Below are 25,261 nucleotides of genomic sequence, written 5' to 3' on the forward strand. Positions count from 1 at the left end.
CCCCATTCCTTCCCTTAGCTCTCGGTGCCGGGTTCGTTAGGTTGACTCGCGCGCTCCCGCAACGCGGCCATCAGTTGAGGGTCGGCGAGAAGTTTCTTCAACTGGTCCTCGGCGGCCACCTTGCCATCCATGTAGCGCAGCAGGTTGGCGAGCTGTTCGCGCGCCTCGAGCAGCTTGGCAGTAGCCGGCACCTGACGGGCGACTGCCACCGGCGTGAAGTCGGAGATCTTGTTGAAGCGCAGGTTGACCGAGAGCTTTTCGTCCGCCCCATCGGTGAGACGATTGGCGACGCGTGCCGTCACGCCGGGCTGGATCGCGGCCATGCGGTTGTCGAAATTGTCCATGTCGAATTCGAGGAATTTGCGTTCTTCGACCTTCGTTTTCTCGACGCCGGGGTTGTTGCCGGAGAGGTCGGATAGGACGCCCATGACGAACGGCAATTCTATCAGCCGCTCCGCGTCGTACGGATCTTCGTATGTGATGTGAACGCGCGGTGCGCGGTTTCGGCGAATGAATTTTTGACCGCTGTCTGTAGCCATGGTGTCCTCACTACGAAATCGCGTTAGACGCCGACACGGGATCGACGAGGGCGCTTTGAGTTGTGGTCGGCAAACAGTCTCGTGTCAGATTAGTGCCCTCGGGCGAAAACTCGGTTCAATGTGATCTGTCGATTGTTTTAAGCGTTCCCTCCGGCAAAACATCATTCAAAAGGCTGAGGAAATCACGTTGCGCGAGGTCGCGCGCGCGATCGAGCAAAAACGGGATGGGGCTGGAAGGCTCGGCGCTTCGGAAGAACGACGCCACCCTTGCCAGCAGGCCCAAGGCCTGCGCTCGATTTTCTACTGAAAATACAACGTCTTGATCGTTGTTATCGGCGCTCGTCGAGAGCGGGATGGCCAGTTCCGCCATCCGTTCGATCGGCAAGTCGAAGACCTTGTCGCGCCCGATGTTGATCGCAGCGATCTCCACGTGCGAGGGCACGAGCATCCGCATAACCTCGATAAATGATTTGCCGACCATCTCCTGTGCCTGACGCACGAGGAGCAGCGCCGGGTTGGATGGTTCCATCCGGGCAAGATAGTCGGCCACCGTCGCAAGCGCTGCGGAGGCCTGGGCGGAAGAAGCCAACTCCCCGGTCGTGGCTAGCGGCGCCTGTGCCTCCACAGCTTCGACGCTCTCCGCGCCTGCCGCAACTGCCGCCGCCGGATCGCGCAACGCGACCAGACCTGCAAGCCAAGCCGCCATGCCATTCGCCAAGCCGGAGACCCTGTCCAAGCTGATGGAAGGCCCCCCGTTCAACTTTTCGTGCCAGGCCTCCTTGATACCCGCGATTTCGGCAGCGACTGCGGAACATCGGGCGCTGGTTGCCTTGAGCGTATCGAGATCCGCCTCGCCGACGATACGCTCGATGGTTGCAAGATCGGGCGCGTCGGCGTCGGCGCCGCCCGCGGGAATTTCGCCCATTGCAACTTGATAGGCCCGGTAGTTGAGGGTGCCGTGTCTGCGGTTCTCGATCAGGGGAAGGAACTGCAGCGGGTTGATGACCGTCGGGAAGACGTCGATCGATTCGACCGTGACGGCGCGAAGCGCGTAGTCGCCGTCCTCGTCTCTGGGATGTACCGCTTCCCAATGCTCGTTAAGTAGCAAGTGGGTTGCCTTCAGACAGCAGAGAAAGCCGTCCAGATCGCGGTTGAGGACGGCAAATTTGGCAAGCAGCAAGTTCAGGCGGAGGTCGCGGGTGCGCGCAAGAAGCGGCTCCGCGGCGGCAAATTGCCCGGCAAAATCGACCGCCTTTGGATCGAAGCGCCCACGCTCTCCATTGGCGTTGACGACCTCGAAGAACGACATCGGGAGGAGAGATTCCGCACCTGCGAAGAAGTTGAGATATTCGACGTCCCCTATGGCGTCGAGATCCGGCCCGCAGGGATCGTCAGCGGCAATGGGCTGCGTCAGTAAAGCCAGATCAAGCATGCAAGGGCCCATCCATCTGCTCGGTCACGTGCCGCTGCCTGCCAACGACGACTTGCGCATCAGGTAGTGGATCATGATCCGATCATCTCCTGTGAGTGAGGCGCCTTCCGATCTTGGTTCATTCCCGAAGATCATGCCATTTCTGCGTGAACCGGCAAGCGCTTGTAGCCGACTACCTGATAGCGGGGGTGGCCCTTTGGGCTATCCTGGTGGACGCGCGAGAAGACCTGTGCCGGGGCGGACCTGCCGGCGCAGCAAGCGCGCCTAGGATTCCCGTGGTTGTTGCATTGCGTTTGACCAGCTCTGCGCGGCGGGTCATTCGATCGGAGGAGGGAGTTTAAGCCCACATGGGCCAGCTTAGTCAGGATACCCGTCTGTGCGAACTCAAGACACCTCTCGGCAAGGACGTTCTGGTTTTTGCCGGATTCGAGGGCTCGGAAGGTCTCAGCGAACTGTTCGAATACCGTATCGAGTGTCTCAGCGAAGATGCCGACCTCGACTTCGATCGCGCGATCGGTCAGCAGTGCACGTTGAAGATAAAGCTGCATGAGAAGGAGCGCGAGTTCAGCGGCATTTTGACCGAGGCCCAGTGGCTCGGGGTGAAGAACGACTATTTCAGCTATCGGATCGTGCTGAGACCCTGGTTATGGCTGTTGTCGCGCACCACCGATTGCCGGATTTTCCAGGACAAGAAGGCGCCCGACATCATCAAGGAGGTCTTCAACGAACGCGGCTTCACCGATTATGAATCCAAGCTGACCGAAGAGGGCTCCTGTCCGAAGCTCGAATATTGCGTTCAATATCGCGAAACTGACCTGAACTTCGTCTGCCGGCTGATGGAGCAGCACGGCATCTACTATTTCTTCAAGCATGAGGGCGGCAAGCACACGCTCGTGCTGGCGGACTCCAAATCGTCGCACAGCCCGATCAGCGGTCTTGCCACGATTCCCTACATCCCGCTGACGGGAGCCGACCGTCGCGGCGAGCAGCACATCTACGAATGGGTTTCGGAGCGCCGGTTTCGCACCGGCAAAATCGAACTCAACGATTACAATTATCAGAAGCCCAACGCGAAGATGATCAGCGACGCCAAGGGCACCGAGCATTACACCCGGTCGGAGATGGAGTTTTACGACTATCCCGGCAAGTTCAAGGAAAAATCGGACGGCGAGCGCTACGCGAAGATCCAGCTCCAGGCCGAGCAGGCGATGGACCGTCGGCGCCGCGGCAACGGCGACGCCGTCAACCTGTTCCCCGGCGGGCTGACGAAGCTCGAAAAGCATTCCAAGGATTCGCAGAACATCGACTATCTCGTGGTGCGATCCACGCATTCTTTCTCGGTCGAATCCTATCGCACCGGCGGTCCCAGCGACGCCGGGCAACACGTCTATTTCGGCAGCTACGAGTTTCTGCCGAGCGATCGGCCGTTTCGGGCGCTGATGATGACACCGAAGCCAAGGATCAACGGCGTCCAGACCGCCAAAGTGGTGACCAAGGACGACAATTCGAGCGAGGAAATCGACGTCGAGTCGCTCGGCGAAATCTATGTCCGCTTTTTCTGGGATCGCAAGAAGAAGCGGTCGTGCCGGTTGCGCGTGGCGCAGGTTTGGTCCGGCAAGCGCTGGGGCGGTCAGATCATTCCGCGTGTCGGACAGGAAGTCGTTGTCGAGTTCCTGGAAGGGGATCCGGACCGGCCCCTGGTGATTGGCACCGTGTACAATGACGAATACAAGCTGCCTTACGATCTGCCGTCGAAAAAGACGATTGGCGGCTTGAAATCGGACTCCACCAAAGGTGGCGGCGGCTTCAACGAGTGGAGCTTCGAGGACAAGAAGGGATCCGAGAAGATCACAGTGCATGCCGAGAAGGACCATGACGTGACGGTCCGCGACACCGAAACTCGGACCATCGGCGAAGCTGCATTTGGCGGTGACACCCGCAAGACAACGCTCAAGAACGGCAATGACAAGCTCGATATCGAATTGGGCGGTCAGCACATCACGCTGGCCATGGACCAGTCTGTCAATGCAGGCCTCAGCATCACGCTGACGGCGAATGCCAACATCACCCTGCAGGTGGGTCCCAGCCAGATTATCCTGACCCCGGGAGGCATCATCATTAACGCGCCGACGATCGCCATGACGGCGCAGGCCGCCATGGCACTATCCGCCGGCGGTCCGCTGGCCGCCCACGGCACTCCAACCCTTGTCGGCTGATGGTTATGGGTCAGGTTCGGTTCGGTACGGTTCAGGATCTGCTTCAAGCCTTTCCCATGGCGCGCCATGATATTGGCAAGGCCGACGCCGACAAGCCGTCGCTGGATTTCCTCCAGGAGGCCGCCGACGCGCGCAACTGGCACCAGGCCGTATCCTTCTGCGCCTACCTGCTCCCCCGGCGCGTGGCCGTCGCGTGGGGGTGCCGCTCGCTGCGACGGATGTTCGACCATTTCGACGCCAACGACAGCAGGTCGCTGAATTTCGCCGAGACCTGGGTCCACCAATCGGATGAGCAATCCCGGAACAAGGCGCTGGCCGTCGGCAATGCCAACGACCCCGAGCAGCCGGCAACATGGCTCGCGCTGGCGGCCGGCTGGTCTGGAGGAAGCGTGGTTCCCGCGGAATTTGCACCGGTTGAAGCCAAGCCCGATCAAGCAGCGCGGGCGGTGCGGGCTGCCCTGCTGATCGGCCTTTGCCGGCTTCCCCGTGACGCCCGGGACCGAATAATGACGACATGCCTGAAGGATGGTATTCAATTAGCACGCGGCGAACCGCGCCCTCCACGCTGACGAGACGATGCGATGGTGCTTCGCTTTAATATCGAGAACGAACCGAACCTTCCGGATGGCGGACCTGTATCATTTACGGTCACCGGCAGGCGTTCGGTCGATATTGGCCGGGACCGTCACCTCGACTGGACGCTGCCGGATCCGGCGCGGATGATTTCCGGAAAGCATTGCGAGGTGCACTTTCGCGACGGCGGCTATTGGCTGCACGACGTCTCGACGAACGGCACTTTTCTCAATGGCGCCGACCAGCGGCTGCGGGGGCCGCACCGCCTGCGCGACGGTGACCGGCTCACGATCGGCCATTACATCATCGCAGTTTCGCTCGAGGATGAAGCCGGCGGGCGCGCCCCAAACCAGGAGGCGCAGCACCACGAACCTCTCGTCCAGCAATATGCCGATTACGGGGAGCTCTGGACCGCCGATCGGGACGTGCCGCCGCCGATCGACCCGCAGCAGTTGAAGAAGCCGCGTGAGGCTGCGCGGCCCGTGAATCCGGAGTTTCTGGATTGGGCGGCCAGCGTCCCGGCGCCGGGTGTGGATCCTGTTCGACGTTCGTCGCCGATGTCTTCTTACCAGCCCTCCGGGCAGGATGACATGAGTTGGGCAGCCGGTCCGGTCGCCGTCCCGAGCCCCCAAGTCGAGCGTCCGCCCGCCGTGCCGACCCCGCGCCGGCCGTCCGTTTGGACCGATGATGAGCCAGCGGCTGCCCAGCCGCCGCAATCGCGGCCGCGCGCCGAGACGCCCCGCCCGCCGCAGGCGCCAGCGGAGGAACCCGTCACCGCCATGGCAACCGGCGGTGTCGAGTTCACGCGGATGGTCGCGCGCGCTGCCGGATTGCCGGACAATTTCTTTGCGCACCAGACCGATGCTGAGCTCGCCGAACAGCTTGGCATCATCTTGCGCATGACCGTGGATAATCTGATGGCGCTGCTGCAGGCGCGAACCCAGGCCAAGCAGCTGACACGCAGCACCAGTCAGACCACCGTCCAGGCCATCGAGAACAATCCGCTAAAGTTCTCGCCGACCTCGGAAGAGGCGTTGCGCATTCTTTTCGGACCGCGGACGCGCAGTTACCTCGACGCGCAACGCGCCTTGGCGCAGGCCTTCGGCGACCTCAAATCACATCAATTGAGGACGTATATGGCGATGCAGCACGCTGTCCACGAGCTGATCGCCGATATCGATCCCACGCTGATGGCGCGCGAACTCGAGCTTCAGCGCGGTGCAAACTCCTGGTTCGGAACGAACAAGAGCAAGCTCTGGGACGAATTCCTGACGCGCTGGAAGGCGCATCTCGGCCGCGACAGCAGCGCGCCAATCGAGATCTTTATGTTGCATTTCGCCGACTATTACGACCGTGCCGATAAGGCTGATTCAAAGTGAACTACCGGCGGCCGTGCGGTCGCCGACAATTTGTTAAGTGGATGCAGGAATGTCTTGGTACAGCAAGGTTTTCTGGTCGGAAGGTCTGTTTCTGCGACCGCATCATTTGCAGCAGAACGACCGCTACATCGAACATTTGCTGGAAAAGCGCGTTCGCTACACCACGCCGTACCCTTGGGGCTTCGCCCAGCTCGAGATTGACAAGGATCTTACCGAACAGAGCAAGTTCGCGGTGCGCAATGCGTCCGGCGTCATGCCGGACGGAACGCCGTTCGATATTCCCGCCGATAGCCCGATCCCGGAAGCGATCGAAGTGCCGGAAACGGCCGCGGGCCAGATCGTCTGGCTGATGATGCCGGTGGCGGCGCCAAATACCCGCGAGGTCGATGAGGACCGCACCGACAGCGCCAGTCGTTATGTTCGTACGTCGGAGACCTTCATCGACTCGACCTCGGCGCTGCGCATAGAGGAGGAGATCGACATCGCCTATCCGCGGTTGTCGTTCGAGCTGCGCAAGACCAGCAAGCCCGGATACATGGGCCTCGGCATCGCGCGCATTCTGGAAGTGCGCGACAAGAACATCCTGTTCGATGACAAGTTCGTGCCGCCGATGCTGGTCTGCGCCGCACACCCGGTCATCGACGGTTGGCTCAACCGCGTCATTGGCTGGGTCGAGACAAAGCTCGACGAGCTTGCGCGTTACGCGGTCGATCCGTCGTCTGGAGGCGGCTTACAAAGCGTCGACTATCTGGTGCTGCAAGTGCTGAACCGCACCATTCCCGTGCTGACTCATTTCCAGCGTTCCGGCAGCGTGCACCCCGAGCGGCTGTACGAGGAGCTGCTGAGGTTCGCGGGTGAACTTGCAACGTTTGCGACGGCGGAGCGCCGCGCGCGCAACTATCCGGCGTACGATCACGACGATCTCGAAAACGTGTTCACGCCCTTGGTGAGCGACATCCAGGACTTCTTGAGCGCACGGCTCGGCCGGCGGGCGATCCGTCTGGAGATCATCGAACGCGCTCAGAACGCCTTCGTATCGCCGATCCGGGATCGGGCGCTGTTCCGAACTGCGACCCTGGTGCTGGAGGTTGCCGCACGGCGGCCGCTCGTGGAGATCCAGAACGATTTCCCGCACCTGTTCAAGGTCGGGCCGAACACGAAGATGAACGAGATCGTGCACGCAAACCTGCCGGGTCTGACGTTGGTGCATTTGCCGACGCCGCCGCCGCACATCCGTGCCATCACCGATCACGTCTATTTCTATCTCGACCGCAAGTCGCCGTTGTGGCCTGAGTTCAGCACTGCGGCCTCGATTGGAATGCACTTTTCCGGCGACTGGCCGGAGCTCGAGCTTTACCTTTGGGCCATCCTGGAAGACAGGCCATGAGCGACAGGGACAAGCCGGTCAATCCTTTCGGTCGGGGCGAACGGACGATCATCCGTCCCAACCCCGGCGGGAAGTTGCCGCCGGCACCGACCCCTCAGCCTCCGGCGGGCGAGCTACCTGCGGCACGTCCGGCTTATTCGCCATCGCCCGTACCGTCTCGCGACACGCCAGCAGCGCCGCCGTCCTTTTCTCCCGTCCCGCAGGGCTCGGGTTACGCAGCCCCGCCGGTCAGCCATCCGACCGAGGAATGGATCTCGACGCCCGCGCAAAACCAGGCGCCGCAGCCTCTATTGCCGCCCGGACCGCCGCTGCGCGTCGACGATCTGGTCGCGCCAAATGCCAATCCGGTGATGCGCGCTGCGGGCCCGTTGCTCCAATTGCTTGGCCGCTTGCGGGTGGCGCTCATGCGTGCGTCATTCGCGAGCCTGATGGAGCAGGTCGCCGACGCCATCAAGTTCTTCGAAAAGGATATCCGTTCAGCGGGCATTTCCGAGTATCAGGCCAATACCGCGAAATATATCCTATGCGCCACGGCCGACGATATCGTGCAGCATATCCCGACCGAGGAACGCCACGTCTGGACGCAGTATTCGATGCTGAGCCGATTCTTCGGCGAACGGGTCGGTGGCGTCCGCTTCTTCGAGATCCTCGACCATTTGAAAGTTGATCCTTTGATCAACTATCCGGTGCTCGAGCTTCAGCACGCCTGCCTGGCGCTCGGCTTCCAGGGCATTCACCGTACATCGGCAGGCGGGCTTGCGAACCTGCAGCTGATCCAGCGTAACCTCTACGAGTTGCTGCGCCGGGTCCGGCCCAAAACGATGAGTGACCTGTCGCCCAACTGGCGCGGGCAGGCGCTGGCGGGTCGCCGGCAGCGTCTGCGTGTTCCAGTCTGGCTGGTCGCGGCCGTGGTTGCGGCGCTGCTGACCGGGTCCTATTTCGTCCTTCGGACGCTTTTGGCCGGCCGGGCGGAGAATGCTGCCGAGGTCGCGCTCGCGCTGCATCCGGACGGTCCGATCGAGCTCAAGCGCCGGATCGTTGCACCCCCGCCACCGCCGCCACCTCCGCCGCCACCGGACCGCATCACCCAGTTGCAGCGCATCCGAAACGCCCTGGCGAAGGAGAACACCGCCTGCGCCATGACGGCGGACCAGACCGCGAGCTTCATCGTGATCAGGGTCTGCGACCTCGCGTTGTTCGCCTCGGGTCAGGCCACCATCCTCGACGGCTTCAAGCCGGTCGCGCTCCGCGTCGCGGCAACACTCGACAAGGAGCCGGGACGGATCCGCGTCGTCGGCCATACCGACAGTTCGCCGATCCGTACGGTGCGCTTCCCGTCGAACTTCGAGTTGTCGGTCGAGCGCGCCAAGGCGGTTGCCGCCGCACTCAAGCCTGGCATGACCGATGGTTCGCGCGTCGACATCGAGGGCAAGGGAGCCGACGCGCCGATTGCCAGCAATACGACACCTGAGGGGCGCGCCAAGAACCGGCGCGTCGAGATCTTTATCGAGCGCAGTGAATAGGCAGATACCGCGGGCTCACGCGGTTTGCGACAGGTACGGTTAGATGCTTGCCAAGGACATTATCCGCATCATTCTCTACGGGGTTGGGCTCAGCTCGCTCGGCGCGGTGATCTATTTCGCCGGTCCCTTCATCGCGTTCGGCGATTGGCGGCCGCTGGAGAACCATATCGTCCGCCAGATCGCTATTCTGCTGCTGACCGCGGCCGTGGCAGCTGTCGTCGGCCTCAATCTGTTCAGGCGGCGCAAGAATGCCAAGGAGATTGCCGACGGTATCGCCGGTGCGGATCAGCCGGTCAGCGACGAGCCGGTGCTCAAGGAGCGCATGAAGGATGCGCTCGCGACGCTGAAGACCGCCAGTGGCAACAAGTCGGGCTATCTCTACGATATACCCTGGTACGTCATCATCGGCCCGCCCGGCGCCGGCAAGACCACGGCGCTGGTCAATTCCGGCCTCAAATTTCCGCTCGCGCGTGGCGCGACGCCGGCGGCGATCGCCGGGGTCGGCGGTACCCGCTATTGCGATTGGTGGTTTACCGACGAAGCGGTGCTGATCGACACGGCCGGCCGCTACACCACCCAGGATTCCAACAGCAAGGCCGACAAGGACAGCTGGCTGGCGTTCCTGGATATCCTGAAGAAGAGCCGGTCCCGCCAGCCGATCAATGGCGTTCTCGTCGCCATCAGCATCGAAGACGTCTTGACGCTACCGAAGCAGGAGCTCGCGCTCCACGCCGACGCCATCAGGATGCGCCTGCTCGAGCTGCACCAAAGGCTGAAGGTCAGCTTCCCGGTCTATGCGCTCTTTACCAAGGCCGATCTCGTTGCCGGCTTCACCGAATATTTCGCCTATCTCGGCGAGGCTGGCCGCCGTCAGGTCTGGGGTGCCACGTTCCAGACCGCCGACAAGACCCAAAATCTGGTGGGGCAGATCCCGGTCGAGTTCGACCGTCTGCTGGAGCGCCTGAGCGAGGAAACGCTCGATCGTCTGCAGGACGAGCCGACGCCGCAGCATCGTGTGCAATTGTTCGGTTTCCCAGCGCAGATGGCGCGGCTCAAACCCCAGATCCACGACTTCCTCAACCAGATCTTCGAGCCGACGCGCTATCACGTCAATGCGAACCTGCGCGGGTTCTACTTCACTTCGGGCACACAGCAAGGCACGCCGATCGACCAATTGATCGGATCGTTGGCGCGTACGTTCGGCGCGGAGGAGGTTGGTTCCGGATCCTATTCGGGCACGGGCAAGAGCTACTTCCTGGCAGACCTGATTTCCAAAGTCATCATCGGCGAGGCCGATTGGGTCTCGACCGACCGCGCCGCGGTACGCCGTGCACTGATCCTGAAAACCGCAGCGCTGTCGTTGATCGGACTGGTCTCGATCGGGCTGATCGCAGCCTGGCTGACGAGCTACAAGCGCAATTCCGATTTGATCGAGCAGAGCTTGCAGGCGGACGGGGAGTATGCGACCGCCGGAGCGCCACTTATCAAGGAGACGCTGATCGCCGATCGTGACCTCGACAAGGTGCTGCCGCTGCTCTACCGGCTGCGCAATGCACCGGCGGGCTACGGATCGCGCAACGAATCGGTGCCTCTGTCGGCCCGCTATGGGCTCAGTCAGCACGCCCGGCTGCTATCGCCCTCGAAAGCAGCCTATCATACGGCGCTCGAGCGCATGTTCCGGCCGCGCCTTCTCTATCGCCTGGAGGAGCAGCTCAACGCCCGCATCAACGAGCCGGCCTTCGTTTACGAGGCGCTGAAGGTCTACCTGATGCTTGGTGGCCTGCAGTCGCCGGACCGCGAGCTGATCCGCTCCTGGATGCAGCGTGACTGGGCCGACAACCTCTATCCCGGCGCGACCAATGCGGAAGGGCGGCGTCTGCTCGACGACAACCTCGTAGCGATGTTCGACCTCGAGACCGAACAGCCCCCGCTGGTGGAACTCGACGGCCGATTGATCAAGCAGGCCCAGAGCTCCCTCGCGCGCCTGAGCGTCTCGCAACGTGCCTACGAGTTCTTGAAATCGGAGGCGCGTGCGTCGACAGCTGGCGACTGGATCGCCAGCCGGCGCGGTGGTCCGGACATGGCCGTCGTGTTCGAATCCACGACCGCGCAGCCGCTTGATGCCGTGCGGGTGCCGGAGTTCTTCACGTATAACGGCTTCCATCAGAAGTTCGTGGCGCGGCTGCCTGGACTGTCGGAGCGGATGAAGCGGGAACGTTGGGTCTTGGGTGATGCCGGTCAGCAGTCGGCCATCGAGCAGCAATACGACAATTTGGCGAGCGATCTGCTCAGTATCTATTCCAACGATTTCGTGACGACCTGGCGCACGGCACTTGGGAGCCTGCGCCTGAAGAAGCTGCTCGCCGACAAGCCCAAATACGAGGTGCTGCGAGCGCTTTCCGCGCCGACCTCGCCGATGCGGCAGATCCTGGAATCGGTTCGCGACGAAACAATGCTGACAAAGGAACGCCCAAAGACGGCGGCGAACTCCGCGGCACCCGCGGCGGCGGTTGCCGTGCCACCGGCACCAGCACTGTTCACAAATGCGCAGGACGGTCCCCCTGGCGCGACGATCGAGGCACAGTTCAAACCCTACCACGCCGTGCTCGAAGGCGAGAGTACACGCCGGCCGATCGACTCGACCATCGCCAACCTGAACGACATCGCGCAGAGCCTCACGCTGATCATCGAGAATCCGCAACTGACCGCGCAGGCGACTGCCGCGCTTCAGACCCAGGTCGCGGCCCTTCGCAACAATGCCTCGCGGATGCCTCCGCCGTTCTCCGACATGCTGCGAGCGGCGGCTGCCGAGTTCGAAGGGAGCATCGCGGCCTCGACCGCGGGACAGATCCTGCAGACGCTGCGCGATCAGGTCACGCCGGCCTGCCAACAGACGGTGACCAACCGCTATCCGTTCGTCCGGGGCAGCACCCAAGAGGTTCCGCTCGCGGACTTCGCCAAGGTATTCAGCCCGAACGGGATCATGGATAAGTTCTTCGCCCAATACCTCGCCCCTTACGCCGATACGTCTCGGTCGGACTGGGTCTGGCGGAAGGAAAGTCCCGTCGGACGATCGTTTTCTCCGGATACGCTCAAGCAATTCCAGAATGCCGCCTATATCCGCGATGCGTTCTTCCAGACGGGTGGGGCCGTGCCGGCGGTATCGTTCGCAATTCGGCCGCCCGGTTCAGCCGGACCGGGCGTGACCGTCAAGACCGAGATCGGCGGTACCACGATTACGGGCCCGACCAGTCCCGGACCGGCGACGTCATCCTTGTTCGGCGGTCCGCAACCCCCGCCTGCGCCGCAACCACAGAGCAACGCGCCGACGACGGTCTTATGGCCCGGCCCGTCGCCGCGAACGGCAATTTCCGTGAGCAACGACACCGGCCCGCCCTCCGTCCTCGAGCGAACCGGTCCCTGGTCGTTGTTCCGGATGCTGGAAGCCGGTTCATTGGTGGCGAAGGCGGAAACTGCCAGCGCGACCTTCATCGTCGCCGGACGCGAGCTCAACTATCAGATCTCGACCGGATCGTTGCGCAATCCCCTGAACATGTCAGTGCTCCGCGAGTTTCGCTGCCCGACGGGAATATGACCATGCGCTGCGGTTTATTCGGCAAGATCGGTGCAAAACGCGACTTTATCGCAATCGCGACGCCGCGCAGCTTCCTTGAAGCCTGGGAGCCGTGGGTGCAGGCTGCGCTGTCCGCAAGTCGTCACCAGCTGGGCGCAGATTGGCGGCAGGCCTTCGTGACCGCACCGGTTTGGCGATTTTGGCTCGGTGCAACGATCTGCGGTACCACGGTCACAGGAGCGATCATGCCATCGCTCGACGGGGTCGGGCGGTACTATCCATTGACGCTACACGCAATGGCGCGCGAGGGCGGGGGCTTTGCACCACCGAACATCGACCCGCAGGATGAATGGTTTGGGCAAGCGGAGGCGTTCCTGCTTTCGACCTTGGATCAGACCGCGACTTTCGAGCAGATATCCGACGCCCTGGATCGTCTTGAGGTGCCGCGATTGCGGGAGACCGCCGCCGGCGGTCCATCGATCATTTTGTTTGGTACCACCGCAGTAGCAAGGGGGTCGGCGATCGATGCGTTCGCGGGAACGTTTGCCACACTTTGCACCGCCGCCCCCGAGGTCTACGCCGCCGCGAGCTTCTGGTGGACCGCAGGAGGCGAAGGGTTTCCGTCAATGGCGCTGAGTTGCCGCGGGTTGCCGGATCCGTTTCACTATTCGATGCTGTTGACCGGCGATCTCGCAGTTGCGGGACCGGCGGCGGGATGACGCGCGATGATACACGTCCCAACCTTATTCGACGTCGGTAGCGTCACTCACGCTGGACGGGTGCGGGAGCGTAACGAAGATTCATTCCTGGTGCGAACAGACGTCGGCTTGTGGGCTGTGGCCGACGGGATGGGCGGTCACGAGGCCGGCGATCTCGCCAGTCGCATCGTGGTGCAGTCGCTCGACGCGATCGGAACGCTCGAGTCCGCCGCAGACCTGCTGACGGAATGCGAGGTGCGGCTGTTCAGCGCAAACCAGCAGATCCTGGCGCTTAGCCGCGAGCGACAGGGAGCAACCGTCGGGACCACGGCAGCGGTCTTGCTCGTTCGCGACGGCTATTATGCCTGCATATGGGCGGGCGACAGCCGGGTCTATCTGATCAACCGCGGGATCATTAACCAGGTGTCGCATGATCATAGCGAACTCGAGGAACTGATCGCCGAAGGTGCGCTGTCGCGCGAAGACGTGAAGGATTGGCCGAGCAATGCCATTACGCGCGCCGTCGGCATCGCCGATGATCCGGAGTTTGAGGTGGTGACCGGCCCGGCCGTGGAGGAAGACATCTTCGTGATCTGCAGCGATGGCCTGACGAAGCACCTGCAGGACGATGAGATCCTGCACCATGCGGCGACGCGACGGGCACAGGCGGCCTGCGATGACATGCTCGCGCTGGCTCTTGATCGTGGCGGTCTCGACAACGTGACAATCGTGATTGTGCGGCTGCTGGCACCACAATCACAGGAGACAACAAGATCGCCGCTCGATTGGAAGCCGCAATTATGACCCCGAACGATCCGTTCCGATCGTCTTACAGAGGCGTGCCGACCGGCACCCGACTCAATGGCATCTACGAGATCGAAGCGATGATCGGCGCCGGCGGCATGGGTGAAGTCTATAAATGCCGCGAGATCCAGACCGGATCGCCTGTTGCGGTCAAAATGCTGCTGCCCGATATGGTCGAGAACGAAGCCGCTCTGGCGCTGTTCCGTCGAGAGGCCGCAGCGCTCCACAATCTGCCGCACGACGCGATCGTTCGCTACTTCCTGTTCACGGTGGAGCCCGTATTGCAGCGGCCGTATCTCGCGATGGAGTTCGTGAACGGCCGCTCGCTCTCGAACATGCTCGATGACGGCCCGTTGACCCTCGAAGCGCTGATCAAGCTGATGCAGCGCGTCGCATCAGGGCTGCATGCCGCCCATGAGCACGGCATCATCCATCGCGACGTTTCCCCGGACAACATCATTGTGCCGCTCGACGACGTCAGGCGGGCCAAGCTCATCGACTTCGGCATCGCCCGATCGACCCAGCTGGGGGACAAGACCATCATTGGCTCGGGCTTTGCCGGAAAGGACAATTACGCATCGCCGGAACAGGTCGGACTCTACGGCAACGAGGTCACCGCTAAATCCGATGTCTACAGCTTCGGGCTCGTCCTGTTCCACGCGCTGACCGGGCAAAAGCTCGACATGGGCGGCAGTCAATTTCAACTGGTGGAGAAGCGCCGGCGTGTGCCGGATCTCGGAGCGGTGGACATGCGCATCCGGCCTTTGCTGGAGCGGATGCTGCAGCCTGATCCGGCATTGCGTCCGAGCATGGCGGAGGTCGCTAACTGGGCGCCGGTTGGTTCGGCTGAGACACCAGTCGCGCCATTGTACGGGTTCGATCCGCTGCGGCGGCCGGAAGGAGGGGCGCCGGCGCCGCAGGACAGGCCGCCACCGACGGTGTGGAGGCGGGGTCGTCTCTGGTACGGCGCGGGAGTGGTAATGATGTTGCTCCTGTTCGGCGGAGGAGGATATGCCTTCTACAAGCTGATCTGGTCGGGTCCGGGCACTACGGTGTTGCCGCCACCTCCGAAACTTGCCGGGACGATGGCGCCGCCGAAGGCCGAGCCAGCTGTCCCGCAGGGGGGACGCCAGGAGCCGGTCAAGCTGCCGGTGCCGCCGACGGTGACGCCATCTCCAACACCCGATGGGGCCGGGCGAACCGATCGCATCCGCAAATATGTGGCGCAATATTCCGGCGGCGACTGCTTCTTCATCCTGCCGGTCGCCGTAAGCCAGAACGCCGCCGTCATCGAAGGCTTCGGCGCCTCGACCGTCCCGTTCGACGCTTTCGACAAGGCGTTCCGGCGTGAGCAGGGCTTCGAGGCCTCGGTCGGCGTCAGGCAGGTGACCCCAGCTCAATGTCCGGCCGTCAAGTTCTTGAGAGAGGTCGGGAGCGATCAGGCGCGAGCGCCGCGCATCAACCTGTCGGCGACAGAGCTCAAGGGCGGCGAAACCCTCAACGGCACCATTGAGAACTTCGCCAACCGCGTTGTGGAGCTGCTGATGGTGTCGGATCGTGGCGAGGTCCAGAGCCTGAGCTATCTTCTGAAACCGGGTATCGACTCGCTTTCGTTTGCGCTCCCGACACCACGTGGGAGCGGACCGCAGCTGCTGCTGGTCGTAGCGACCCCGCAGGTCCTGGATTCTTTGCGCCAGCCGAAGCCGATCGCTGCCGACACATTCTTCCTGCAGGCGCTCAGCGAATCTCAGCGGAACAAGGTAGCAATCATCGCAGCCGCACGGTACGTGCTGCTCACGAACTGATCGGCACGCTCAGAATGTTCCGATGATCAGGATCTTCAGATCGGCATCCGGCTTGAAGTCGCTTGATGTATATTCAAGCGTGCTGCCGGTGGATGCTTTGAGCCGCCCCGGACAGAAACTCACCAGGCGGTCGCTGCCGCCTGGATCGATCGTCAGCTTGAACGACCGGATCGGACCCGCCCAATTCGCGCCGGTTTTGAGCACGTAGGATATGCGCCGTTCCTGCAGGTTCTTGGTGTTGGCCTGGTTGCTGCCTGCGCGCTTGTCGAGCTCTGCAAGGAACGCGTCCTGAACGCAGTACTCTTTCCGGTAACGCTGGACTTCCTGACTGAGAGCGCTGCTGCGACGCAGGCCGGAGCGTAGGATGGTGTCCGGACTGGAGCCGACGCTCGGCCGATATTGGTGTTCAACGGTGACGGTGTTCGCGGCCGGAAATACCTGCTGACGTACCGCAGAGGTCTTGATAACCCAGCCGGGTGCATATTGCTGGCGACCGTTGTCACTCATCCCGGCAGGCAGCAGAAGTCCCTCGTTCACGAGCCGGGTTCGGGTCGCCTCGGGCAGGTCAGCCACCCGGATCTCGCGGCCGCCGATCGGAAGCAGCGGCAATTTGAGCTCGCGCAGCAAGGCGCTGACATCCTTGTTGCCGACCATGGCCCGCTGATCAATGGTCAGAGGCGTCGGGCTGCCGTCGACCTTGGTCGTGAAGTCGACGAAGTTGACCGGATCATTTGACGGCAGAGCAATGTTCTCGGCCTCCGAGAGGTCGATGTCGGGCAGCGGGAAGGCGACAGTCAATGTGATCGGCTTGGCGGTGACGTTGGCGAACTGGTACCGAACGGTGACGTTGTCGAGCGCGATACGAAGGTTCTCGCTCTCCATGGTCACGTTATTGGTGCGCACGAATTGGAGCCCGCCGATTGATAATTCCGCGGCTGAATCGTTGGCGCGGGCCGGCCACACCGTCGCAACCAAAAACACCAACGTCAAAGCCGGTATTCGGAAGGACGGTTGGGCAGGGGAGCCATTCACCATGGCTGTCTCCATGTGGCAGCGCAGCATATGTTGGTTGCGTCCGGTATGCCTCAATCGATCGGCTGATAGAGATCGCCCCACTCGGATTTCCAGACCCCGTCCGGGTCGCACACCACGACCGCGAGCTTCAGGTCGTTCGCCAGTCGGATCGCGCCACGAAAGGCATCCTGCGCCGGCAAAAGTGCGCTGGTCTGGTCGGTAGCCAGTCGTCCCCCGCTTGCGGCCGCCGGCAGCACGACTGATCCGGAAGCGCCGTCATTGTCGCGCTTCAGCACCAGTGTGATCGCGTCGGGCTGGACTTCATTCACTTGCTCAAATCTGTTCCGGGCCATGGTTTGCACCGCAAGCTGAAGAGGGTTAGGACAATCACCGTCCAGTGATGAATTGAACGAGATTGAGATTGCTCACCACTAATTGAAGCGCCGCGTTACCGGCATCTGGGATTAGTCGATCCGACGCGGCGATTGGTTCGGGATACATCGAGAACATGCTTCGTCTAAAGCGTTGGATCTGGGCCGTCATCGTTGGCGCTGGCATCTTCGGAAACCAGGCGCATGCCGACGATACCGTCGTACGCAGCTTTGGCGACGGTTCGGCTGCTTCTATGGTTGGCATTGTCCCGCCCAGCGAGGACGTGGAACTCGCAGGTCCGCAAGCGATCAGCGCCGACGGGCAGGGCAACCTGTTTGTGCTTGATCAGATTAACGGCCGTATTCTCCAGTTCGATCCCAAGCAGCCGAATTCTGATCCGGACATCCTGAAGATGCCGAAGGACGTTCAGCCGACGGACCTTGTCGTCCGCAACGACGACATCATGGTTTGGGACGGCGGCGTGCGGACGCTGAAGGCGGCGGCCGGACAATCCACGCGCGGACTCGGCGGCGACGTGATCCAGCTCGAGGAGGTCTCGAGCCGTGGGGCGGACGACCAGGTTGCCGTTTCCGCTTTCGCCCAGATGGGTTCGCAGGCGCCCGGCAGCGCGGCCGACTTGCTCGACCAGAACACCCGAGCAGCCATCATCAAGACGACGCGGCAGCCCGACCGGCAATATGTGGCGTCTCGAGGCAAGGGCTCCGTGATCGCCGATATCATTCCGGACAAGGGCAATGCGGGCGTACGAGTCGAGATCCAGACGATGGTCACTAACGAGACGATCGGCCAACTCGCCCTCCGGGTCCGCAACCAGCTCGGCGCGGTGGAATTCCTCGAGATAGACAACAGCGACCGCTTCTACGTGCTGGCGGAAGACATTCCGCCATCGGGAAAGAACGCCTCCACGTTCGTCGCACGCTACGCCGCGAATGGGCGTCTCGAGGGAATTTATGAGCTTCCTCTTGAAAATGCGCCGCTGACGAGGCGATTCGTCACGGTCTCTGGCGACGGTGACGTCTATTTCCTGCGGACCAAGCCCGACGGTATTGAGGTGGTTGGCGTCGGTTTCAGGCCTCTCAACAACGCTTCGATCATCGACGTGCGGCCGTCGCGAACGGCAGCTGCGCCAGCACCGCAATCCGGCGTCACATTCAACGCGTCGGCTGCGGTGAGGCCGTCCAATCGGCAGCAGGCGATCGAGACCGCGTTCGCATTCGAGGGCATCCAGTGGAAGCTGACGCAGGCGAACTACGGCAGCGATCCCGACAGCCAATGCAGCGGCTTCAGCCGTATTCGGCGGCCGTGGTATTTGCAGGGCAAGGTGAACCAGGAGGTGCGCGGCGTACCCTATTGCTGGGGCTGCCACGGTTCGCTCGCAAGCTTCCGGCAGCGGATCGAGAGCGGAACGCTGGCCGGCAATGTGTGCACTCGCAACGCACCGCGACCGGATGTGGCTGGCGTCGACTGTTCGGCATTCGTCAGCGCTGCGTGGGGGCTCTCCGTCCACTATACGACTGCCGCAATTCCTGCGATTGCAGCCCCCGTGACAAATCCATGGGACCTGAAGCCCGGCGATGCGCTGAACAAGCCTGGCTCGCACGTGATGCTGTTCCTGCGATTCACGCCCGATCGCAAGGCCGAGGTGATGGAATCCTCGACTGGCGGCTGCAACGGTCGCGTCTGCCGCAACGTCTATCCGTTGGCGAGCCTGCTCTCGCGCGGCTACGTTCCGGTCCGCTTCAAGGCCTTCGCGGATGATCAGGCGACGGTTTCCGCGAGCGCCTATCAAGAGACCGAACCGCAGGCGGGGCGCAAGACGGCAAGCAAAAGGCGCTGAACCGGCCATGCCGTTCGCGCTACAGAATGGGTAGGCAGGATGTCGAGGTGGCTTACGATGCGGATGCCCAGGCGACTTGATTGGAAGATCGGGCGGCTATGCGCAACCATCGGTCTGGCTGGGTTGATCGGGCTGACGGCCCCGCGCGCGCATGCGGCTGGCGGGTTGTCGATCAGCAATCCGGAGGGAGCGGCGGTGCGCGCTCTCGTCATCGGCATCGATGATTATCAGCACGTACGCAAGTTGAAGGGCGCGGTCGCCGACGCCACCGACATTGTCGCCAGCTTGAAGTCGATGGGGGTCGCCGACGTCGTCGAACTCGCGAATGCACAGGCCGACAGGGCAAGCGTTTTGCGCGAAATCAGTGCGCTGGTGGAGCGGACCGGGAGCAACGACCTCATCTTTCTGTCGATCGCCGGTCATGGCACCCAGGAACCGGAGCGCGTCAAGGGCTCGGAGCCGGACGGGATGGAAAACGTATTCCTGCTGCCGGGCTTCGAAACCACGCCGACCGGTTCTGTCGAGCGCATTCTGGGCAGCGAGTTCAACCATTTCATCCGGCAGTTCGAGTTGCGCGGAGCGAAGGTGATTTTCGTGGCTGATACCTGCCATGGCGGCGGTATGGTGCGCGATATCGATCCGCGTGCCGCTGAAATGAGCTTCCGGCAGGTGCCGCGCTATACATTGCTGGTCGACGAACTGAAGCCGGTCTCTGATAGCAACGATCCGAAGTCGGAGCTCGACCTTGACCGCACGGCGTTCCTGGCCGCGGTGGACCGCTATACGAAGGCGCCGGAAGTCCGCATTCCCGGCGTCGATGGCCTCCGCGGGGCTCTCAGCTATGCAGTCGCGCGTGCGGTCGAAGGTAGTGCGGACATCAATCACGATGGGAAGGTGACGCTCAAGGAGCTCTTCAGCAATGTTCGGCAGGTGGTCTATCAGCTATCGGACCAGCGCCAGAACATCGTGACGATATCATCGCCGGCTCAGACACCGGACACCGAAATTGCCTTCGGATTGACGCGCGGCGTCGTCTTGATTCAGGGGCCGGCCGCAAGGGCAGCCTCTGGTCCGGCCGGGACCGCCGCGCCCGTCGAGGCCCAGGCGCCGCCGCCGGCGGTCACGGCCAAGGCATCCACCGTTCCGACCCTTGCCGCGGTACCGACCAAGGACCTTCCGATCGGCGAAACGCCACCGCTTCGCCTCACTTCGCCGATCCGGCTCGCGGCGCTCGACGGCAAGACGAACTACTTTGCGAGCGTGACGACAAAGGATATTCCCGTCCAGGCCGTTCAGCCGACGGACAATCCGGACCTGATCTGGGATCCGGTGTCGCACGATGTGATCGCATGGGGCGACGTGGTTGCGTATGGGATGGACGTTGCCGGCCTATCAACCGTTGTGGACCGGACCGCGGCAATTCGCGAACTCAAGCGTATGGCGGTTCGGTCGCCGCAGATGATGCGCATATGGCCAGACGACCGCCAGCAGAAGGCTGGCCAAACCGTCGAGGTTGATCTGTCTGATGTGGCGTCGAGGGCGGTGTTGTTGTTCAATGTCTCCGGCGATGGCACCATCCAAATGTTGTATCCGGTGGGTTCTGATCCTGCATTGGCCCGATCGACGAGCTTGCGCCTGCCGCTGAGGGTCGGTGAACCCTTCGGTGCGGAACAGATCGTTGCGGTGACCTCGCAGCAACGCATGGTCGATCTTGAGACGGCCTTGATCCAGCTTAACCGGCGTCGCGCCTCGGGGCAGATGATCAAAAGCCTTGAACGCTACTTGCCCGCGGACGCCCGAATCGCTTCGATCGGCTTCTTCAGTGCTCCCTAGCGGGAGGGGCAGCCGGTGCCGTCATTGCATCTGATCCACCGCGAGCGACCGTGGTTCGCAATCCTTCTGCTGCCGTTATTGGCGGGTGGCGGAGCAGCGTGCGCAGCACCGTTGCCGTCGGCATCGCTTCCTGCCGGCACGCATGCATCTTGGCTTTGGCCCGTGCAGGCGGCGCGTAGCCAAGCCAATACTGCAAGCGTGTCGCTCCAGATCCTGCCAGGCCAGACCGTCAACCTCGGCGGCAAGGTCTCGTTCGGCGTCACCGCCAGGAAGCCTGGATATCTCATTTTGGTGGACATCGATGCGGAAGGACGCATGTCCCAGATCTTTCCGACTCCCGAACTCCTGGCGCAGTCGGACGGCCGCGATATCAATCTCGTCAAGCCCGGCGTCGAATTTGTCGTTCCGAGCCCGGCTGCACGGCAGCGAGGTTTTGAGTACGTCGTCGCACCGCCGGCCGGGTCTGCAGTGATGATCGCCATCCTGAGCGAGCGACGTGTCCAATTGCTCGATCTGCCGGACTTGCCGCGCAAGCTCAAAGATCAAGCCGAGGCCCTTAGCTATCTATCGGCCTGGACCAGTGAGCTGCGCGTGCCGGACAACGCCACCGGGAAGCTCGTGCCGAACAATTGGTCGTTCGACGTCAAATCCTATTCCATCAAGTGAATTCGTGCGGATAGGCCGCCAAGGTCAAAGCTTGCTGAGCCGGCTGAAGAAGCCGCCACGGGCGATCATGTAATGAATGTCGTTAGGGAAGGGAAACGCGCGGCGAACATTGGAAATCGCGTGTTGGAGGAACTCACCACTCGACGGCGCAGCCTTCTGATGCAGCCGTGGTTGGTCGGCGACCTGGGGTATCATGAACCGATCCACGTAAGCTTCGTCCAGATCGGCGACTCTGACCATCTGACCAAATGCCGGGAACAGATCGTAGTGACCTACGCTCACGCGGAGGTTCTTGAGGGCAGGGCGCTGAGGCTGCGCTTGATTGCCGTCGGGGGTCGCCAGCCCGCGTCCTATCAGATCCAACTTCACGGACTGCGGCAGCGTTGATGGACCATACACGATCTCGAGCGCAGAGCCGCTCTGTCCAGACAGCCATTGATACCAGAAGGTGGCATCGTCAGGCCGCGCCTTGGCTCCGTAGAGACAGTCAAATCCCCAACAGGCAGTCAGCTTCGCCTGATACCTTCCGAGGGTCCCGACCAGATTGCGCATGCCGTTACCACCGCCGGAGTGGCATGCGATGATGAGCTTGCCGATCTGGAGCTGAGGAATGGACGTCGACGAGCCTCCCAAGAACCTGGCCAGAGCTCCAAGGATTTCCTCGAGGTAGCGTTCGCCCCAGTTCGGCGCTGCCAGATCGTTGACGCTGTAATTTCCAGCAAAGGTCTCGCCGACGGCATATTCATAGCCCAAAAACGGCGCGATGAGCACGACGTCCTTGCCGGAATCCCGAACTTGTTCGCGGAGCCGCGCAGGATCGTTGCGAAACAGAAATTCATGGTCCTTGACGTAGAAGCCATGCAGCCAGATCACGATGTCGAGCTTGGTGGCAGCGGTTGCGTGCTTTGGCGGAAGATAGACCGCGGTCGGCTTCATGCCGGGCGCCAGCCGCTTCGTAAAGAGCGTCACCCCTGGAAACGACTGGGCATCCTTCTGTTCGAGCTCACACGCCACCACGAGGGTCGCTCCGCATCGGCCGCGTCGGGCACGGACCTGGCCGACCCGATGTTACAATTCCATTGTTCGCCATATCCTCGAAGCGGCTTCCGATGACGGCGTGGCGAACTCGCGCCTTGCTAATTGCAGACCTCGACATTCCCAGTGTTGTTGCCGGGGCCTCCCCCGCCGCGGTAGTCAAGGTGGCAGCCCCGACGGACCTGACGGCACAGATATTGGTCACACACGATCTGGCCGCTGCCGCCGCCGCCACTCGCCTTCGCAGTGGCTTGCCGCCGCGGAACGTCTGCCATGGGCTCCGATCTTTCGCGCGCCGAACGATCCGCACGTGACGAACCTTCGTCCGTGTTGCGCTTGGCAACCGGCTTCTTCCCGCGCCGCTTCTCGCATTCGTTGTCGTCGTTGAGGAACGAGCCCTCGGCACAAGTGATCCTGATGCACTGGTCGCCGCTAGCCCTGTAGCCATGATCACAGATCACGGGACAGACCCGTTCTGGCTTGACCTTGATCGCGTCAAGCGCGTCGAGACTTGCGAGCTTTACGTCGAATTTCGTTCCCGCGTGCCGGTTGAACAGCGCCAACGAGCGCTGTGAAGCCGCATTCCACTGGCCATCGACGGCGCCGGTGAAGCAGCCGACGCGACTCAATTCGCTCTGGACCGACTTGGCGATATCGGCTTTTGCGATATCGGTCTGGCGCGGCTCGGCGCTCAGCGCGGCGAGCTTGGGCGTCTTGTTGTCCTCGGCGGACTTAGCTGCTGCGGGGCTATCCGCAACCGTGCTCTCGACAGCCGGATTATTCTCGGAAAGCGCAGCGACGATTGTGGATTCCGGTGCGGTTCGTTTCCGCTCCGCCTCGGCAGCTTGCTCTTGCGCCGCTTGCTTCGCTTTCTCGGCGACGACGCGGGCCTCTTCCGCAGCCTTCAGGTCCGCAGCGGCCTTCTCCCGGTCGGCACGCTGGGCTCCCTGGGACATCAGGCGCGCTTGCTGCTCCTCGGCCTGCTGCGCCTTCGCTGTCGCCGCGACGCGTGCCTCTTCGGCCTCGAGCTGATTAAGCTGCAGCTTGGCCAGATTTGCATAATATCCATCCGGATGCTGGCTCAGGAATGCGTTCAGGGCGGGCTTATTGCGCAGCTGCAACGCCAATTCGTAGTCGCGGCGAGTTTCCGACTGGGGATTGGCAGCTTGGATCGGCTCCTCTGCCTTGGCAGCCGGAACAAGTGCAACGTCGTCGCCGCCCAGCGAACCGTAGACGTAGGGCTCCTGCCGGTTGCCGGTGGCCTGCAAGACGTCATCGCGGACGAAGCCGAAGGCCCTGCGCAAGTCGAGCCCCGGCTTTGCGATGTACTTCACGAGAGCTGTCGCGTACGGGCTATTCTTGCTGTTGCCGTCCAGTGCGGTAAGGCCGGCCTTGGCGGCAAACGCGATCAGCGTGTTGGAGACGGTGGGCTCGACCCTCGCCAGCCCGCGGCTGATCGACCGCGAGGCAACGGTACGTTTCATCGAGTCGGCAAACGGATTGTTGCGGCACGCGTCGACGATCACAACGCGCAGCTGCCTTGCAGGCTCGATCGCAAGCAGGACACGGTCAAGCGAGAACGCCTCGTCATAGATGTCCGTGTCGCGTTCGAGTCTGGCGTCTATCGGGATCAGATAGTTCGTTCCGTCAATCTCGATACCGTGGCCCGCATAGTACACCAGGGCAATGTCGGCGTCGCGGGCCTGATCGGCGAACTCTCTCAGGGCTCGCCGCATGTCGGTCGCGGCGAGATTGAGCCTCGAGTCAACCACGTCGAAACCTGCGGCCTTCAAGGTCGCAGTGATGGCCGCAGCGTCGTTGGCTGGATTCGGGAGCAGGGGGGCGTTCTGGTAGCCGGAATTGCCGACGACCAAGGCCACGCGCTTTGTTGCCCAAGCTGGTTGAGAGGCGAGGAACAGCGCAGCAGCAAGAAGGAGACAAACTTGGAGGTGTCTGTACAATCTCATGGCGAAACACCCAGCATCTGCCGAATAGGAGTAGCGTTGCTCAGATGGCCGCGTCGAACGTAGATAATGCTCACTGAACCAATCTGTAAGCTAGAGGCGGCCACCGATTTGCGTACAGTAACAATTTCGAGGCTGATCCATTCTCCATGTTGTCGCTGGTCGGAGTGAACGCGTTCAAGTTCGCATCTAAAGTTTTGGCAGGCGATGGCTCAGAAGCCAGGGGCATCCGCCGTCGCGACCGCCGAAATTTTATAAGTCATTGATACAATTGTTGATTTTTGTATCTGGCCTCGTCCCCGTGACAGGGCGTGCGCCGCGTTTGAAGCAACGTTTCAGTGAGCGGCACGTGAGGGCGGGAACCAGCCGCAGGCTCGGTACTGAAGGTCTCTCGGACCCTGCCAGCGATTGGGCGGCGCCCATGCGCCCACGAGGTTCCACCGTCACAGATGGAGAAAATCACCGCAGCTTGATGGTCAGATCGTTGTCCAGCATCATTTGCCGGAGAATAGCACCAAGGCAATGAGGTTCGAAGGCCTCCCCCGGTTGGAGCGAAGTCGGGTGGTCGTCGTTCGATCGAATGAGATCT

General features: G+C 62.2%; 18 protein-coding genes. 12 read left to right on the forward strand and 6 right to left on the reverse strand.

Annotation, left to right across the window (positions count from 1 at the left end; translation table 11 throughout):
* Positions 1–14 precede the first annotated feature (14 nt).
* Positions 15–539, reverse strand: a complete 525-nt coding sequence (gene tssB, locus XH84_RS02225) for a type VI secretion system contractile sheath small subunit (protein WP_128917637.1) — start codon at positions 537–539, stop codon at positions 15–17.
* Between the two features lie 115 nt (positions 540–654).
* Positions 655–1,971, reverse strand: coding sequence for a type VI secretion system protein TssA (locus tag XH84_RS02230; protein ID WP_128917636.1), 1,317 nt, complete (start codon positions 1,969–1,971; stop codon positions 655–657).
* Between the two features lie 347 nt (positions 1,972–2,318).
* Between XH84_RS02230 and XH84_RS02235 the strand changes: the two genes are divergently transcribed.
* From XH84_RS02235 to XH84_RS02275, 9 genes are read left to right on the forward strand one after another with little or no spacing between them, the layout of a single operon-like run.
* Positions 2,319–4,187: a type VI secretion system Vgr family protein gene (locus XH84_RS02235; protein WP_128917635.1), complete on the forward strand. Its 1,869-nt coding sequence runs from the start codon at positions 2,319–2,321 to the stop codon at positions 4,185–4,187.
* A gap of 5 nt (positions 4,188–4,192) precedes the next feature.
* Positions 4,193–4,756, forward strand: coding sequence for a DUF6931 family protein (locus XH84_RS02240; protein ID WP_128917634.1), 564 nt, complete (start codon positions 4,193–4,195; stop codon positions 4,754–4,756).
* Positions 4,757–4,768: 12 nt separating this feature from the next.
* Positions 4,769–6,139: a type VI secretion system-associated FHA domain protein TagH gene (gene tagH, locus XH84_RS02245; RefSeq protein WP_128917633.1), complete on the forward strand. Its 1,371-nt coding sequence runs from the start codon at positions 4,769–4,771 to the stop codon at positions 6,137–6,139.
* Positions 6,140–6,188: 49 nt separating this feature from the next.
* Positions 6,189–7,526: a type VI secretion system baseplate subunit TssK gene (gene tssK, locus XH84_RS02250; protein WP_164936004.1), complete on the forward strand. Its 1,338-nt coding sequence runs from the start codon at positions 6,189–6,191 to the stop codon at positions 7,524–7,526.
* Positions 7,523–9,049 carry a type VI secretion system protein TssL, long form gene (tssL, locus tag XH84_RS02255; RefSeq protein WP_128917631.1) on the forward strand — a complete coding sequence of 509 codons (1,527 nt, stop codon included), beginning with the start codon at positions 7,523–7,525 and terminating at the stop codon, positions 9,047–9,049. Before tssK ends, tssL begins: the two co-directional genes overlap by 4 nt.
* 43 nt (positions 9,050–9,092) lie before the next feature.
* Positions 9,093–12,644, forward strand: coding sequence for a type VI secretion system membrane subunit TssM (gene tssM, locus XH84_RS02260; RefSeq protein WP_128917630.1), 3,552 nt, complete (start codon positions 9,093–9,095; stop codon positions 12,642–12,644).
* Entirely contained in the window at positions 12,641–13,342 is a 702-nt protein-coding gene (tagF, locus tag XH84_RS02265; protein ID WP_128917629.1) for a type VI secretion system-associated protein TagF, read from the forward strand. The genes tssM and tagF overlap by 4 nt, the downstream gene beginning before the upstream one ends.
* Positions 13,343–13,348: 6 nt before the next feature.
* On the forward strand, positions 13,349–14,125 hold the full coding sequence (locus XH84_RS02270; protein WP_128917628.1) for a PP2C family protein-serine/threonine phosphatase: 777 nt from the start codon (positions 13,349–13,351) through the stop codon (positions 14,123–14,125).
* Positions 14,122–15,930, forward strand: coding sequence for a serine/threonine-protein kinase (locus XH84_RS02275; protein ID WP_128917627.1), 1,809 nt, complete (start codon positions 14,122–14,124; stop codon positions 15,928–15,930). Before XH84_RS02270 ends, XH84_RS02275 begins: the two co-directional genes overlap by 4 nt.
* A gap of 9 nt (positions 15,931–15,939) precedes the next feature.
* Here the strand turns inward: XH84_RS02275 and XH84_RS02280 are convergent, their stop codons facing one another.
* Together XH84_RS02280 and XH84_RS02285 are read right to left on the reverse strand one after the other, a co-directional pair.
* Complete coding sequence (locus XH84_RS02280; RefSeq protein ID WP_245471583.1) at positions 15,940–16,965, reverse strand: DUF4424 domain-containing protein; 1,026 nt, start codon at positions 16,963–16,965, stop codon at positions 15,940–15,942.
* Positions 16,966–17,015: 50 nt separating this feature from the next.
* A complete protein-coding gene (locus XH84_RS02285) occupies positions 17,016–17,273 on the reverse strand; it encodes a hypothetical protein (RefSeq protein ID WP_245471584.1) in 258 nt (85 codons plus the stop codon).
* Between the two features lie 179 nt (positions 17,274–17,452).
* Here XH84_RS02285 and XH84_RS02290 point away from each other — a divergent pair, with 179 nt between their 5' ends.
* From XH84_RS02290 to XH84_RS02300, 3 genes are all read left to right on the forward strand, one after another.
* Positions 17,453–19,174 (forward strand): hypothetical protein, encoded by a 1,722-nt coding sequence (locus XH84_RS02290; RefSeq protein WP_128917624.1) that lies wholly within the window; start codon positions 17,453–17,455, stop codon positions 19,172–19,174.
* Between the two features lie 57 nt (positions 19,175–19,231).
* Positions 19,232–21,007: a caspase family protein gene (locus XH84_RS02295; protein WP_164936001.1), complete on the forward strand. Its 1,776-nt coding sequence runs from the start codon at positions 19,232–19,234 to the stop codon at positions 21,005–21,007.
* Positions 21,008–21,205: 198 nt separating this feature from the next.
* A complete protein-coding gene (locus XH84_RS02300) occupies positions 21,206–21,673 on the forward strand; it encodes a DUF4384 domain-containing protein (protein WP_245471585.1) in 468 nt (155 codons plus the stop codon).
* Positions 21,674–21,697: 24 nt separating this feature from the next.
* On the opposite strand, the gene XH84_RS02305 is transcribed toward XH84_RS02300, so the two are convergent.
* Both XH84_RS02305 and XH84_RS02310 read right to left on the reverse strand, forming a co-directional pair.
* A complete protein-coding gene (locus tag XH84_RS02305) occupies positions 21,698–22,690 on the reverse strand; it encodes a hypothetical protein (protein ID WP_128917621.1) in 993 nt (330 codons plus the stop codon).
* Between the two features lie 119 nt (positions 22,691–22,809).
* Positions 22,810–24,675 carry a caspase family protein gene (locus tag XH84_RS02310; protein WP_128917620.1) on the reverse strand — a complete coding sequence of 622 codons (1,866 nt, stop codon included), beginning with the start codon at positions 24,673–24,675 and terminating at the stop codon, positions 22,810–22,812.
* Positions 24,676–25,261: the final 586 nt, after the last annotated feature.

Origin of the sequence: Bradyrhizobium nanningense (genome assembly GCF_004114535.1) — a bacterium.
GTDB lineage: Bacteria > Pseudomonadota > Alphaproteobacteria > Rhizobiales > Xanthobacteraceae > Bradyrhizobium > Bradyrhizobium nanningense.

Bases quoted from the DNA above. Each gene is read 5' to 3' on its own strand.
- XH84_RS02275 (WP_128917627.1), top strand. From the start codon at position 14,122: ATGACCCCGAACGATCCGTTCCGATCGTCTTACAGAGGCGTGCCGACC.
- tssK (WP_164936004.1), top strand. From the start codon at position 6,189: ATGTCTTGGTACAGCAAGGTTTTCTGGTCGGAAGGTCTGTTTCTGCGA.
- XH84_RS02280 (WP_245471583.1), bottom strand. From the start codon at position 16,965: ATGGTGAATGGCTCCCCTGCCCAACCGTCCTTCCGAATACCGGCTTTG.
- tssL (WP_128917631.1), top strand. From the start codon at position 7,523: ATGAGCGACAGGGACAAGCCGGTCAATCCTTTCGGTCGGGGCGAACGG.
- tssM (WP_128917630.1), top strand. From the start codon at position 9,093: ATGCTTGCCAAGGACATTATCCGCATCATTCTCTACGGGGTTGGGCTC.
- XH84_RS02270 (WP_128917628.1), top strand. From the start codon at position 13,349: ATGATACACGTCCCAACCTTATTCGACGTCGGTAGCGTCACTCACGCT.
- XH84_RS02295 (WP_164936001.1), top strand. From the start codon at position 19,232: ATGCGGATGCCCAGGCGACTTGATTGGAAGATCGGGCGGCTATGCGCA.
- tagH (WP_128917633.1), top strand. From the start codon at position 4,769: ATGGTGCTTCGCTTTAATATCGAGAACGAACCGAACCTTCCGGATGGC.
- tssB (WP_128917637.1), bottom strand. From the start codon at position 539: ATGGCTACAGACAGCGGTCAAAAATTCATTCGCCGAAACCGCGCACCG.
- XH84_RS02235 (WP_128917635.1), top strand. From the start codon at position 2,319: ATGGGCCAGCTTAGTCAGGATACCCGTCTGTGCGAACTCAAGACACCT.
- tagF (WP_128917629.1), top strand. From the start codon at position 12,641: ATGACCATGCGCTGCGGTTTATTCGGCAAGATCGGTGCAAAACGCGAC.
- XH84_RS02230 (WP_128917636.1), bottom strand. From the start codon at position 1,971: ATGCTTGATCTGGCTTTACTGACGCAGCCCATTGCCGCTGACGATCCC.
- XH84_RS02310 (WP_128917620.1), bottom strand. From the start codon at position 24,675: ATGAGATTGTACAGACACCTCCAAGTTTGTCTCCTTCTTGCTGCTGCG.
- XH84_RS02240 (WP_128917634.1), top strand. From the start codon at position 4,193: ATGGGTCAGGTTCGGTTCGGTACGGTTCAGGATCTGCTTCAAGCCTTT.
- XH84_RS02290 (WP_128917624.1), top strand. From the start codon at position 17,453: ATGCTTCGTCTAAAGCGTTGGATCTGGGCCGTCATCGTTGGCGCTGGC.